Consider the following 13,308-nt stretch of genomic DNA (forward strand, 5'->3'; position numbering starts at 1 on the left):
AAAAAAGACAGGCTTTTGCCTATCTCTAATATCTGCTTTCTGACTGCATTTAGTCCTTCTTATTTCTTAAAAGTATCGTTGTAGTGCTTATTAATAATTGCTGAGCGCTTGTTTTCTGTTGAACCACTTGAAAATGGCCCCAACCCACAGGCTAGTACAACAACTCCTAATAGAATAAGGCAATAAAATGGATGCTCAACAATATAGTGTAAAATGTCTGACATAGGAAGGCTCCTCTCAAATCATAATTAATTACGATTATATTATCAGAAATATTATGTTTTATCAAGCAAAAAAGAGAGCCTTTCGCTCTCCCTTTCAATCTTAATGGAATTGCATACCACCATCAACGATGATAGTTTGACCTGTGATGTAGTTTGAGTCAGGTCCAGCAAGGAAGCTAACTGCTGCTGCTACGTCTTCAGGTTCAGACAAACGTTTGAGGGTAATATCTTTAGCAAAAGTTTGCATACCCCATTCATCATCTTTACCAGCATTTTTACCAACTTCGTGGGCAATGTCAAACATCATTGGAGTCTTAACGATACCTGGTGCATAAGCATTGACAGTGATGCCTGAATCAGCCAAATCACGCGCCAAAGTTTGAGTAATACCACGCACTGCAAATTTAGTACCACCATATACAGTCAAGTTAGGGTTACCAACGACACCAGCCTGAGATGTTGCATTGATGATTTTACCACCATGACCGAGTGCTTTAAATTGTGCTTGTGCAGCTTGAGCACCCCAAATAACACCACCGACATTGATGTTAAATGTACGTTGGAACTGTTCTTCAGTAATTGTATCAAGAGGTGTTGTTGGAGCCACACCGGCATTATTAACAACAACATTCAAATCGCCAAAGTGATCAACAACTTTTTGGAAAGCAGCTGCTACTTCAGCTTGTTTAGATACATCAGCTACAACTGCAAATGCTTTATCTGCTGACAATTCAGCAACCGCTTTTTCTGCAGTTTCAGCATTGTAGTCCAATACTCCGACTTTAAAACCATCTTCAACCAAACGTTTTGCAATCGCAAAACCAATACCTTGACCTGCACCTGTAACAATAGCAACTTTTGACATACGAAATCCTCCTCTACCAATTAGAGTCACTAGCTTAATAAGAAGCCTTATCTCAATTGGAATACGCTAAGTTAGTCAAGTTCTGGCAAAGTCATTTTTCATAGGCTTTGTCTTAACTCAATTAAAATTCTACCCCTTTATGAAAACGTTGTCAAGTAATTATCAAACTTTTCTGAAAACAAATAAGACCACCTTGAGGTGACCTTATTTCTATTATTCTTCAAATTCAAAACCTATTGCTTCCATATCGTCCAAGCCACCTAGATTAGTCACCTTAGTATAGCCTCTCTCTTTAAGGACCGATGCAGCAAATTCTGCACGAGGCCCCATTTTACAATAGAGGTAAATGAAAGCGTCTTTTTCAGCTGGAATGTCAGCAGAGAAAAACTGGGTATGAGGTATTAAGAGGGCATCCTTAACATGTCCTTCTGCATACTCTTCTGGACTCCTGACATCAATTAACAGTCCACCCTTGGCTAGATCTGACTGAATTTGTGCTAAATCCATCCTACTCACCAAACCAAATCTTAATTTCTCGAGCCGCAGATTCTTCTGAATCAGAGCCATGAACGATATTTGGAATCATGTCACCATCTGGTGCGGTTGCAAAGTCTCCACGAATCGTTCCAGGAGCAGCATCGCCTGGATTGGTTGCTCCCATCATATCACGCCATGACTTGATAACACCTGGACCAGAAATAATACCAATCACTGATGGACCACTCATCATAAATTCTGCAATGCTAGGGAAAAAAGGTTTATCAACCAATTGAGCATAATGTTCTTTAAGACGTTCTTCGTCAAGTGTCAACATTTCCATTCGTTCAATAATGAAGCCACGACGTTCAATACGATCAATCACTTGTCCCATCAAGTGTCGTTTTACAGCATCTGGTTTAATAATAAAAAATGTTTTTTGCATGTTCCCAACCTTCATTGTTTTCTTTTCATTTTACCATAGGAAGTATCATTTTGCAGACCAAAACTTTATATAGTCTTAAACTATACCCAAAGAAAGAAAATAACTATTTTCAATCGAAATAAATAAAAAGTATCATAGATGTAAAATCTTATTTTGAGGTGAATCTTATGACAAAATCTAAATTTCAATTAGTTGGTTCTCTCCTTCGTCCTGCAGATCTCCGTAAATACAAGGACGAAATCGAGCACCGTGACGATATCCAGTATCCTTTCTACGATGCCCTCCCTGGTTATCAAGAAACTGAAACTGCAGATATTAAGCAAATCGTGGCTGACCAAAAGGCTAACGGTATTGATATTCTTACTGATGGTGAGTTCGGGCGTTCTATGTGGCACTTGGACTTTGTCTGGGGTCTCAAAGGTATCGAACGTTACATTGCTGAGCACGGTTATACATTTAAAGACCACGATGGCGGACAATATGAGACTCGTAAAGATATTGGGATTCGTATTACTGAACCACTCTCAGGTAAAAACCACCATTACCTAGATATCTATAAATTGGTTAAGGCTGAAGCTGGTGATGAAGATACCAAACAAACTATCTGGGGACCTGCTCATGCCTACACTGAACTTGCTATCTTTGACCGTTTGGCTGGTCCAGGACAAGTCTATGAAACAAATGAAGACCTCAAAAAAGGTTTGATTAATGCCTATAAAGAATTCTTGGAAGAATACAAGACAGTTGGTGGAAAAATCGTTCAATTTGACGACTGTCTCTGGGAACTCTTTGACCCATCAAACCCTGCAAGTTTCTTTGCGGAAGGTAATTCTGATTTGGCAGAATTGGCTGATGAGTTTGTATCAATCAATAATGAAGTTGTAGATTATGCTCATGAACTTGGTTTAACGGTTTGGACACACAACTGTCGTGGTAACTATGAAAGCCGTTCTGCTGCCGAAGGAACTTACGAAGCCATTGCTAAGAAGTTCTTGGCAGAGCAACACTATGATCGCTTCTTCCTTGAATGGGACAGCGATACAGCTGGTGATATCAAGGCTCTCGAAGCCCTCAAAGATAGCAAAGCTGAAGTTGTACTAGGACTTTTGTCATCTAAAACAACTGAACTTGACGACGAAGAACGTGTTCTTGACTTGCTTGAAAATGCTAGTCAAATCCTTCCTAAAGAGCGTCTCTTCCTTTCTCACCAATGTGGTTTCGCCTCATGTGACTCAGGTAATGAGTTGGCAACACCACAACAATGGGCTAAAATTAAACAAGGTCAAGATATCGCTAAGAAATTCTTTGGTTAATTGGATACTTTTAGATCTGAAAAATCCCTTACCGAATTCGGTAAGGGATTTTAATATTGTCTAAGCTTGAATAAAAGGTTGTAAATCTTTAAGAGCACGCTCAGCAATTTTTTCGTAACGCTCTTTCTTGTCACGAATACGTGGACCTTCCAACTCTTTGATAATACCAAAGTTAACATTCATTGGTTGGAAATGTTTGCTTTCAGCATGTGTCACATAATATGGGAGGCTTCCGATAGCTGTTGTATGAGGGAAGATAACTTCATCTTCACCTTTAAAGAGACGGGCTGCATTGATTCCAGCAACCAAACCTGAGGCAGCTGATTCAACATAACCTTCAACACCAGTCATTTGTCCCGCAAAGAACAAATTAGGGTTTGATTTTGATTGGAAGGTCTGTTTGAGTAAGTTTGGCGAATCCATGTACGAATTACGGTGCATAACCCCGTAACGCACAAATTCAGCATTTTCAAGACCTGGAATCATTTGGAAGACACGCTTTTGCTCGCCCCATTTGAGATGGGTTTGGAAACCAACGATGTTATAGAGACTACCAGCCGCATTGTCCTGACGAAGCTGAACAACCGCATAAGGTGTCTTGAAATCGCCGTCACGTGGTCCTTTATAATCCTCAGGATACTCCAAACCAACTGGTTTCATAGGGCCATAGAGCATTGTCTTAATGCCACGTTTAGCCATGACCTCGATAGGCATACACCCTTCGAAATACTTTTCTTTCTCAAAGGAATTCAAAGGAGCTTCTTCAGCTGTTGTCAAAGCCTCATGGAAAGCCATGAACTCTTCCTTGGTCATAGGACAGTTTAGATAAGCTGCTTCACCCTTGTCATAGCGTGACTTAAGGTAAACCTTGTTCATGTCGATAGTCGCTTTATCAACTATTGGTGCAGCGGCATCATAGAAATAGAAGCCATCTCCACCGTTAAGCTCATGAATTTTTTCAGCTAGAGCATCAGAAGTCAATGGTCCTGAGGCAATAACTGTAATGGCATCATCAGGAATTTCTGTGATTTCTTCACGGATAACTTCAATTAATGGATGATTTTCAATTTCCGCTGTAACAGCTTCTGCATAACCTTCACGGTCCACCGCCATGGCACCACCAGCTGGCACACGGTGAGCTTCTCCATTACGCATAATGATAGAGTCCAAGCGACGCATTTCTTCTTTAAGAAGCCCTACAGCATTGGTCAAGCTATCTCCACGGAAAGAGTTAGAACAAACCAATTCTGCAAAATTGGTTGTCTTATGCTGTGGTGTTGCTTTGACCCCACGCATTTCATAAAGTTTTACTGGAATACCACGTTTGGCAATCTGATAAGCCGCCTCTGATCCGGCCAAACCAGCTCCAATCACGTTAATATAATCTGCTTTTGATTGAGACATGACACTAATACCTCTTCGGGAACAAAATGAACTCCTGCTCCCACAAATCTTTCTTCATTTTTTCTCTTAGTAGTATAGCAAAAAACTCCTCATCTGGCGACTAGGAGTAATTTGTATTTAAAGGGGTAACATGATAGTCACTTTAGCACCCCCTGTGCCATTGTCATTTGAAAGAGAAAGACTACCATGGTGTAAGCGAATAATATCATTAGCAATAGTCAGACCAAGTCCACTATGATTGCGGCTCTGTCTACTTTTATCCTCTTGATAAAAGAGCTGAGTGGCCTTTTCAAGTGATTCAAGGGAAAATCCAGGGCCAGAATCAAGGCAGATAAACTTGAATTCATCATCTTCTACCCTAGCAGTTAAGAGCAACTGACTACCACTAGGCGTATGCTCTACCGCATTCGAAATGATATTCATAAAAGCTCGATTCAACAAAGACCTGTCCCAATTGCCTATGGTTTCTTTCTCAATTTCCTTCTTGTCAAATACCACATTGATTTGTTTCGTTTGAGCTAATGACAAGGTTTGATCGTAAATGTCTTCAACAAATTCCTTAACTGGAATTTCTTCAAGCGTCAAGGTTTTCTTCAAACTCATTTTATTGAGTTCGGACAACTCTTTCACATAAGCATCAACCTGTGCAATCCCTTTTTGAAAATGCTCTAACAAGTCCGTTTGATTTTCATCCAAGGACGTCATAGCTAAGAGTTCCGCATTCCCACGGGCGACTGTCAGTGGTGTCTTTAAATCATGTGTCAAAGCAGAAATCTGATTTTGTTTATCTTGCTCTGCCTTCCAATTTTCCATCAAAGACTCACGAAGTGCTACACGCATATGATCCAAACCACTTAAAACCTGGTTAAACTCAGTAATTCTAGATTTGGGCGTTTGAAAATCCAAGTCTTGCTCTGCTATTTTCTTTGTTGCCTTCAATATTGGTCTCAACTCTCGACTCAATTTACTAGCATAGTAAAAAGTTAAAGTAATAAATATGAGTAGGACAGTCACCATCATTGAGCCAATCATCAATAGATTAGCATTAGGAAAATGCTGGTTCAACCACTCATTACGATACCGAGGTGATAGTTGATAATTGACAATGACTATCCCATCTGATCGTTCAAATGACTGAAAATACCCATACTTGCCACCATGAGCATTCTTGAATTGGTAATTTAATAAGGATTCCTCTTGCAGATTAACAGGCATGTTAGACTTCTTAAGCTTAAATTCCCTAGTTAAAAAAACATAACTAGTACCATCGGGTAAGATATCGGGATTAAAGACCTTAGAAGTCTCAATATCATTTCTCACAGCAGATAAATCAATCTCTACCTGATTTGCTGGAATGACACCGAAGGTAGAAATATAAAAAATAAGAAGACTGCTGATTACAGAGAGAACTGTAAGACTGACGACATAAGATAACAAGATTGTTCTTAGAGAGTACTCTCGTTTTTTAATTAGTGCCACTTGTAACCAATCCCCCAGACTGTTTCAATAGGATTTTGCCCAACATCTTTGAGCTTTGCACGGATATTTTTAATATGTTCGGCCACTGCTGTCGGACTCCCTTTATCCTCATAGCCGTACAAATGCGTGTAGATTTGTTCTTTGGAAAAGACTTGGCCCTTATTTTCAGCCAGAAACTGACAAATACTATATTCTGACTTAGTCAAATCTAACAACTGATTCTCAACATAAAGCTCCTGAGCAGACAAATCAAACTGAATATTTCCAATTAATAACTTATGATGGCGCTCACGATGTTCACGTCTCAAGTGAGCAGCCACACGCGCTTGAAGTTCTTTAACCCCAAATGGCTTGCAAATATAATCATCAGCACCATAAGTCAAGCCTTGGACAATATCAGCCTCTTGCGTTTTGGCTGTAATAAAGAGGATGGGGCAATCCACCTGATTCCGAATCTCATGACAAAACTGGAGACCATCAACATCAGGCATCATGATATCCAGTAAAATCAAGTCAAACCGTGGCAACGAGTTCTTATCCAAATCTAAAACACTTGTAAGCCCCGTCACCTTATGATTTTGGAGCTCTAAAGCCTTTGCAACCAATTGAACAATATCTTCCTGATCATCAACAACAAGTATCTGAGCCATAACCTTTCCTTTCGTACAAAGTTACCCTTATCATATCATCTATAGAAGATAACTGACAAGGCGTAAAGTAGATAAATCTATTAATAAGATTTTGAATTTATTGGCAAAAAACAAATAAATAACAAAGTCACCCCAACAATCCATAAAGGAAGGGAATTGAGTTGGCTCCGATCATTAAGGATAAGGCTATTGATAGGTAAAGCAATAGGAAGCCAATGAGTAGACAAGAAAACTTTATTACTAGCAAAAATAATAAAAATAATTTCAACCATAGAGATAATAATATTACTAACACTGTTCAGACTCACTTGTATAAAGTAGTGAAAATGATTAAGAAAGACTATTAACATCCAACTTGATAGACTTACTACAAATCCATTCACACTATTCATAAGAAGGAGGTTTATGATAAGCCAACTAAATAAAGAAGGTAGGCTAAGGGTTAGGTCTACTATCAAAAGTTTAGCCAACCATAAACGTCTTTGCTTAGGGTAACTCGATATTTCTTGATAATGATTAGCGTGTTTTTCTTGTTCAATCCCTAAAATTGACAAAAATGATGTCAATAGTGGATAGCATAAAAAAGATAATATGGCTAAATTAGTTAGAGAAAAACCATTAGGAACGAAGCTCACATACATTGGAATTGTAATGATCTCTAAGACAGCAAAACTGAGAATAAGATAAAGACCGAAAGTATTCTTTAATTTAAGTAACTCACTCCTTAGCATTTAATTGTCTCCTTTGCAGTGAAAAAGATAAAAGCAATGTCACTACTATTGATAGCATCATCGTAAGTAACACCTGAAAAATGCTAGTATGATTCGTATTTACAATAATATCCCCCGATGGTTTAAGATTTAATAAAAATTGAGCTATTTTATAGTGATAAGTATAGGGGAAAACGAACCAAAGTGGACTCTGAGCAATAAAGGGTGCTATTAAAAGACAAACCAATGTATTAAGAGCTAATAGGATGAATTGGCTCATGTATTTAGACATCAGATAAAGTAAAGGAATGTTCCATAAAGTTGTCATCCAAATTAAGATTAAGGAAATAGCTGTTTTAGGAATATTCATCGGAATAAAACCTGTGTAAATAAATGCAACGAGACTAAGGAAAGCTAGTAAGAATAAACTAGCAATCAATGTCCTCATTCCTATAAGCACCATTTTTATCAAGCTAATTTTCCAAGTGAAATATCCATTTGTAACATTTTGAAAATGCCCAGCCTGGTCTTCTAATCGTCTATCGACTATAAACAAAAGACCATTTACAAGATATAAAAAGATAGCTTCCCACCAATAAACCGAGAAAGGAACAAAAATCTGTAACCCTCCCATTAAAAAGGCTATAAGAACAGTTAAAAATGGTATGATGATTAAGAATTTAGTCGTTCCTAAATGTCGTAATTTGAGCAATTCCGAATAGAATATCTTTTGCATATCATTAACCCCCATGAACAATTTTAAAGAAGAGTCTCTCAAGACTATCTACATTTTTGTTTTCACCATCATATTGAATCTTACCTTTATCGAGAATAAGAATATGATCAGCAACCTTACTAATTTCTAGAAGTTGATGACTGGAAACCAGAATTGTCATCCCTTTTGCTTTCAAGGAACGAATAAGGTCTAGCAATTCATTTATACCATCGGGATCAAGGCCATTAGTAGGCTCATCTAGAATTAAAAATTGGGGATCAGTTAAAATGGCCATACCAATCCCAAGTCGCTGCTTCATACCTAATGAAAATTTACCGGCTTTTTTCTTTCCAGTATTTGAAAGACCAATTATTTCCAAGGTTTCAAAAATTTTTGAATCAGGAATATCATATAACAACGCTTTTGTTTTTAGATTATCAAAAGCCGAAAGGTTGTGATAAATTGCAGGTGCTTCGATTAATGCACCTAATAAATGTTTGTTTTTGGATGATCCATCAAATCGAATTTCTCCACTACTTTTTTGGACTAAACCAAAAAGAATTTTCATCAGAGTTGACTTACCAGCCCCATTTACTCCTAATAGACCAGAAACCGTTCCAGATTCAATTGTAAATGTGATGTTGTCTAAGATAGTCTTATCTTTGTAGGATTTTGAAAGTTGTTTAACAGTTATTTGCATTTGTACACCTCTTTTAGAATAGTTCTGTTTTCAATATAAGCTTATATTTACCTAATATCAGAAAACCACTTACTCTCCTTTCTTTTCATGCTTAGTATAAAAAACAAATTTAAGGAAAGTATCAGTTTTTTTGATAAAATGCAAAAAAGCTATCTCAAGACTTAACTTGAGATAGCTTTCTTTTTATTTAACAATCGATTCTTTGTAGTCACACTCTTCGTTACTACAGATAACTTGCTTACCGCCACCACGAACTTTCTTCTCGACAAGATAATCGCCTGATTTAGGACAGTTACGTCCAACAGGGATATCCCAAGATGTAAATTCACAGTCAGGGTAGCGATCACAGCCATAAAAGACACGATTTCGTTTTGTCTTACGTTCGATGACCTGACCTTTACCACAAGTTGGACAAGTAACGCCAATTTCTTTGGTAATGGCTTTAGTATTGTGACAATCTGGGAAGTTGCTACATGCGTAGAACTTACCGTATCGACCAAGTTTGATGACCATTGGGTGACCACAGAGGTCACAATCAAAACCGGCAGGCTCATCCTTGATTTGGATTTTTTCAATACCTTCTTCAGCTTTTTCCAATTCTTTTTGGAAAGGTTTGAAGAACTCATCAATAACCTTTTGCCACTGTTCCTTACCGATTTCAACTTTATCGAGTTTCCCTTCCATCTCAGCTGTGAATTTAACATCCACGATGTCTGGGAAGAATTCGACGATTAAGCTATTAACGATTTCACCAAGTTCTGTTGGTTCAAAACGTTTAGCTACTAATTTGACATAGTAACGACGTTGAATAACATCAAGTGTCGGTGCATAAGTTGACGGACGACCAACACCATTTTCTTCCAGCGTCTTAATCAGAGTCGCTTCAGAATAGCGGGCTGGTGGTTGCGTGAAGTGTTGTTCAGGCGTTGTCACAACCTTCTTAACCGTATCACCTTCTGCCATATCAGGAAGCATTTTATTCTTATCAGAGTCGTTGTAAACGGCCATATAACCATCGAACTTGATTTGGCTACCATTTGCAGTGAAAATGACTCCGTTTTGAGACAAGGTCACCTTCATCGTATCAAATACAGCAGCTGTCATTTGACTCGCCACAAAACGATTCCAGATAAGAGTATAAAGCTTGAGCTGATCCTTATCCAAATACTTAGCAATGCTTTCGGGCGTTTGGAAAACATTTGAAGGACGGATAGCCTCATGGGCATCTTGTGCTCCCGAACTATTTTTCACCTTGCTGCCATGTTTTGAATACTTAGAACCAAAGCGTTCCGTAATAAATTCAGCAGCCTGGTTTTGTGCCACTGGACTGATACGTGTTGAGTCCGTACGCATATAAGTAATCAAACCTTGAGCGCCTGAACCCAGATTAATTCCTTCATACAACTGTTGGGCAACCATCATGGTCTTACGTGTACGGAAGTTAATCTTATTGGCAGCATCCTGTTGGAGAGATGATGTTGTATATGGCAATGGCGCATTACGACGGCGTTCTTTTTTCTCTACTTTATCTACGTTAAAGTCATCACTTGTGATACGAGAGAGAACGGCTTGAACATCGTCATTATTGTTGAGCTTAAGCTTTTTACCATCCAAACCATAGAAGCTAGCCTGAAACTTCTTAGCACCCTTCTTAAAAGCACCATCAATAGTCCAGTATTCTTCTGGTTTAAAGGCCTTAATTTCATTTTCACGGTCAATAATAAGCTTAAGCGCTACTGATTGTACACGACCTGCCGAAAGACCTTTCTTAACCTTCTTCCATAGAAGCGGTGAAATAGAGTAACCCACAATACGGTCTAAGACACGACGAGCTTGCTGGGCATCTACCAAGTCCATGTCAATGGCGCGTGGTTCTACAAAGGCATTTTTTACTGCGTCTTTAGTAATTTCGTTAAAAACAACACGATTCTTATCATCTGGCTCTAATCCAAGAATATGTGACAAATGCCATGAAATGGCTTCCCCTTCACGGTCCGGGTCACTTGCGAGAAAGACTTGCTTGGCTTTTTTAGCTTCTTTCTTCAATTCATTGATAAGAGGTCCCTTACCTCGAATATTAATGTACTGAGGTTCGTAGTTGTTTTCAAAATCAATAGACATACTTGATTTTTTCAAATCACGGATATGCCCAACAGAGGCTACAACTTTATAGTTGCGGCCAAGATACTTCTCAATCGTTTTCGCTTTAGCAGGAGACTCCACGATGACCAAATTTTTCTTTGGTGTCGCTCTCTTTTTAGTCGCCTTTTTGGCTGTCGTTTTCTTTGTTGTTTTAGTTTTCGTTTTTGTTGTCGTTGCTGTCGCCATAGACTATTTCCTTATATTGTTATAAACTGGCTGCGCCACTAATTTGTCTAAATTCTAGTCACAAGACATTAAAAAATGAAACATCTTGGACCGAGCAACTAACATGATACCGTCCTTTTCTTTAACTGTCAATAAAAAACTTTATCTCTATAGGAGAACTTTGATTTTCAAGAAAACTCTGAAAGAATGTCAAACCCTGTCGTGATGCACTTTGCACCCTCCTGAATTAGGTGATGACATCCATCTGACTTTCCATCTAAAATATTTCCTGGAATAGCAAAAACATCTCTACCTTCTTCCATGGCACGCTCACAAGTAATCAGACTTCCTGAGCGAAGCTTAGCTTCTACAACCATAACTCCTTGACACAATCCAGAAATAATCCGATTGCGTTCAGGAAAGTGGTACTTGAGAGGCTGCTCACCCGGTCCATATTCAGTAAGAACTAAATGATTTTTAGCCATATAGTCCTGCAAAGCTTTATTTTCTTTAGGATAATAAACATCAAGTCCAGTCCCGATAACTGCAATAGTGTTTCCCTTATTTTTCAAGGCCTCCATATGCGCACAAGTATCAATCCCACGCGCCAATCCACTCACAATAGTAAAGTGATTCCCAAGTTCACTAACAATTTTACGGACAGACTGTTTGCCTGTTTCAGAACACTTTCTTGCCCCAACAACTGCTAGCTTTGGTTTACTCAGTAAATCAAGATTCCCCTGATAATAAAGGAGAACAGGAGGATTATAGGCATGCTTCAGCTCAATGGGATATTCTTTATCAAAAATCGATAACGTAGGAAAACGTTCAAACTGTTCTTTGAGTTGCTTAATATCTAAACTCTTATACTTTTCCATAAAAAGAACGGCATTTTTAGACTTGGATACCACTGCCATATCACGTAAACTCAATTTTCTATCTTGAGTCTTTTGGTAGTCCAAAATATTTATGATATTCAAATTCGTCAACCCAGCGGCTTTAAGTTTAAAAAGTTCAAAATTATTCATATAGATACCTCCTTTTCATTATTCGTAACAGAAAAGAAAAAAGCTCCATTATGGAACTTTCCGTGATTACAAATCATTTTCAGAAGCAAAATAAGACGCCGCGCCTAGTAGGTTACTATCGTTATGGAAATGACAGGCTTGAATAGTTATGGGCTCAAAACCTAATTCAGGCTTATCCTTAAATAACTCCTCATAGGCATCACTTATTCCTTCTATTAAAGTACCTTGCCTACTGATACCACCACCGATAACAACTTTCTCCAGCCTAAAGAAGCTCTGCAAATTTAGCACAAGAACAGCAATTTTATGACAATAGTCTTTAAATAAAAGATTTAGCTCTTCCGATTGATTTCCCTCTATAGCTGAGAATACGGCTGGACCATCGTCTTGATCTAACCCAAGTAATTGACTGGCTTCATGAACAAAGCCTACTGCAGACCCCTTATTATCGACAAGGCTTGCTAAGCCATGCATAAACAATTCCCACTGAAAAGGTAGAGAGGTTTGACTCATGCTTTGGGAACTTGGAGCTCGCAGATATTGGGTGACTGACAGAGGTGAAAGCAAGTCCTTCTGTGAAACAAGTCCTAAACCAACACCCGTACCTAAAACCAAGGCTGCCCCACAATCTAAGTCTTGTAAGCTTCCATATCTGGCTTCTGCCAAGGCTGCTGCGTCAGCATCATTGATAACCTTTACAGGCAGTTGAAATGTTTTAGTCAATCGTGACCCAAGAGGAATAGCCGTTAAATATGGGATAAGACCGCCCTTGAACACAAAGCCGCGTTTACTATTTATTTCTCCTGGGCACGCAATGGCAATCCCAGAAATGATATCCTTGTGAGACGAGACAATATGCTCTAAAGTCAACCAAAAGTCGTCTAACGTTGGTGGTGTTGGAACTTTAGATTGATTGCTAATCTTAAAATCATCATCAACTAACCCAAACTTGATAAAGGTTCCTCCAATATCAATAGCTAAAATCACACCA

14 protein-coding genes are annotated in these 13,308 nt (G+C 38.5%); 1 reads left to right on the forward strand and 13 read right to left on the reverse strand.

The window, feature by feature from the left end; all coding sequences use genetic code 11:
• Window positions 1-59: 59 nt before the first annotated feature.
• The 4 genes from SSAL8618_RS10625 to ndk form a co-directional block, all read right to left on the reverse strand.
• On the reverse strand, window positions 60-224 hold the full coding sequence (locus tag SSAL8618_RS10625; RefSeq protein WP_164712007.1) for a hypothetical protein: 165 nt from the start codon (window positions 222-224) through the stop codon (window positions 60-62).
• A gap of 100 nt (window positions 225-324) precedes the next feature.
• On the reverse strand, window positions 325-1,089 hold the full coding sequence (locus tag SSAL8618_RS05755; protein ID WP_002883902.1) for a (S)-acetoin forming diacetyl reductase: 765 nt from the start codon (window positions 1,087-1,089) through the stop codon (window positions 325-327).
• Window positions 1,090-1,302: 213 nt separating this feature from the next.
• A complete protein-coding gene (locus SSAL8618_RS05760) occupies window positions 1,303-1,596 on the reverse strand; it encodes a rhodanese-like domain-containing protein (RefSeq protein ID WP_038676115.1) in 294 nt (97 codons plus the stop codon).
• A 1-nt stretch (window position 1,597) separates the two neighbouring features.
• Window positions 1,598-2,011 carry a nucleoside-diphosphate kinase gene (gene ndk, locus SSAL8618_RS05765; RefSeq protein ID WP_158084842.1) on the reverse strand — a complete coding sequence of 138 codons (414 nt, stop codon included), beginning with the start codon at window positions 2,009-2,011 and terminating at the stop codon, window positions 1,598-1,600.
• Between the two features lie 167 nt (window positions 2,012-2,178).
• Here ndk and SSAL8618_RS05770 point away from each other — a divergent pair, with 167 nt between their 5' ends.
• Complete coding sequence (locus SSAL8618_RS05770; RefSeq protein WP_038676117.1) at window positions 2,179-3,324, forward strand: cobalamin-independent methionine synthase II family protein; 1,146 nt, start codon at window positions 2,179-2,181, stop codon at window positions 3,322-3,324.
• 60 nt (window positions 3,325-3,384) lie between these two features.
• Here SSAL8618_RS05770 and trmFO read toward each other — a convergent pair whose 3' ends face one another.
• From trmFO to SSAL8618_RS05815, 9 genes are all read right to left on the reverse strand, one after another.
• Window positions 3,385-4,728, reverse strand: coding sequence for a methylenetetrahydrofolate--tRNA-(uracil(54)-C(5))-methyltransferase (FADH(2)-oxidizing) TrmFO (trmFO, locus tag SSAL8618_RS05775; protein WP_038676120.1), 1,344 nt, complete (start codon window positions 4,726-4,728; stop codon window positions 3,385-3,387).
• A gap of 117 nt (window positions 4,729-4,845) precedes the next feature.
• Window positions 4,846-6,207 carry a sensor histidine kinase gene (locus SSAL8618_RS05780; protein ID WP_038676121.1) on the reverse strand — a complete coding sequence of 454 codons (1,362 nt, stop codon included), beginning with the start codon at window positions 6,205-6,207 and terminating at the stop codon, window positions 4,846-4,848.
• The gene (locus SSAL8618_RS05785; protein WP_038676123.1) at window positions 6,198-6,857 is read right to left on the reverse strand and encodes a response regulator transcription factor; all 660 of its coding nucleotides are present in this window, start codon (window positions 6,855-6,857) and stop codon (window positions 6,198-6,200) included. The genes SSAL8618_RS05780 and SSAL8618_RS05785 overlap by 10 nt, the downstream gene beginning before the upstream one ends.
• Window positions 6,858-6,937: 80 nt before the next feature.
• The gene (locus tag SSAL8618_RS05790; RefSeq protein WP_038676126.1) at window positions 6,938-7,588 is read right to left on the reverse strand and encodes an ABC-2 family transporter permease; all 651 of its coding nucleotides are present in this window, start codon (window positions 7,586-7,588) and stop codon (window positions 6,938-6,940) included.
• Complete coding sequence (locus SSAL8618_RS05795) at window positions 7,575-8,303, reverse strand: lantibiotic immunity ABC transporter MutE/EpiE family permease subunit (RefSeq protein WP_038676128.1); 729 nt, start codon at window positions 8,301-8,303, stop codon at window positions 7,575-7,577. The genes SSAL8618_RS05790 and SSAL8618_RS05795 overlap by 14 nt, the downstream gene beginning before the upstream one ends.
• 4 nt (window positions 8,304-8,307) lie before the next feature.
• Window positions 8,308-8,982 carry an ABC transporter ATP-binding protein gene (locus SSAL8618_RS05800; RefSeq protein WP_038676130.1) on the reverse strand — a complete coding sequence of 225 codons (675 nt, stop codon included), beginning with the start codon at window positions 8,980-8,982 and terminating at the stop codon, window positions 8,308-8,310.
• Window positions 8,983-9,165: 183 nt separating this feature from the next.
• Window positions 9,166-11,310, reverse strand: a complete 2,145-nt coding sequence (gene topA / locus SSAL8618_RS05805) for a type I DNA topoisomerase (RefSeq protein WP_014633069.1) — start codon at window positions 11,308-11,310, stop codon at window positions 9,166-9,168.
• Window positions 11,311-11,477: 167 nt separating this feature from the next.
• On the reverse strand, window positions 11,478-12,317 hold the full coding sequence (gene dprA / locus SSAL8618_RS05810) for a DNA-processing protein DprA (protein ID WP_038676132.1): 840 nt from the start codon (window positions 12,315-12,317) through the stop codon (window positions 11,478-11,480).
• Window positions 12,318-12,383: 66 nt separating this feature from the next.
• On the reverse strand, window positions 12,384-13,304 hold the full coding sequence (locus tag SSAL8618_RS05815; protein WP_038676134.1) for an ROK family protein: 921 nt from the start codon (window positions 13,302-13,304) through the stop codon (window positions 12,384-12,386).
• Window positions 13,305-13,308: the final 4 nt, after the last annotated feature.

This window comes from Streptococcus salivarius (assembly GCF_000785515.1).
Classification (GTDB): domain Bacteria; phylum Bacillota; class Bacilli; order Lactobacillales; family Streptococcaceae; genus Streptococcus; species Streptococcus salivarius.

Coding starts and splice junctions, on each gene's coding strand:
- SSAL8618_RS10625 (WP_164712007.1), bottom strand. CDS start 224: ATGTCAGACATTTTACACTATATTGTTGAGCATCCATTTTATTGCCTT.
- SSAL8618_RS05755 (WP_002883902.1), bottom strand. CDS start 1,089: ATGTCAAAAGTTGCTATTGTTACAGGTGCAGGTCAAGGTATTGGTTTT.
- SSAL8618_RS05760 (WP_038676115.1), bottom strand. CDS start 1,596: ATGGATTTAGCACAAATTCAGTCAGATCTAGCCAAGGGTGGACTGTTA.
- ndk (WP_158084842.1), bottom strand. CDS start 2,011: ATGCAAAAAACATTTTTTATTATTAAACCAGATGCTGTAAAACGACAC.
- SSAL8618_RS05770 (WP_038676117.1), top strand. CDS start 2,179: ATGACAAAATCTAAATTTCAATTAGTTGGTTCTCTCCTTCGTCCTGCA.
- trmFO (WP_038676120.1), bottom strand. CDS start 4,728: ATGTCTCAATCAAAAGCAGATTATATTAACGTGATTGGAGCTGGTTTG.
- SSAL8618_RS05785 (WP_038676123.1), bottom strand. CDS start 6,857: ATGGCTCAGATACTTGTTGTTGATGATCAGGAAGATATTGTTCAATTG.
- SSAL8618_RS05790 (WP_038676126.1), bottom strand. CDS start 7,588: ATGCTAAGGAGTGAGTTACTTAAATTAAAGAATACTTTCGGTCTTTAT.
- SSAL8618_RS05795 (WP_038676128.1), bottom strand. CDS start 8,303: ATGCAAAAGATATTCTATTCGGAATTGCTCAAATTACGACATTTAGGA.
- SSAL8618_RS05800 (WP_038676130.1), bottom strand. CDS start 8,982: ATGCAAATAACTGTTAAACAACTTTCAAAATCCTACAAAGATAAGACT.
- topA (WP_014633069.1), bottom strand. CDS start 11,310: ATGGCGACAGCAACGACAACAAAAACGAAAACTAAAACAACAAAGAAA.
- dprA (WP_038676132.1), bottom strand. CDS start 12,317: ATGAATAATTTTGAACTTTTTAAACTTAAAGCCGCTGGGTTGACGAAT.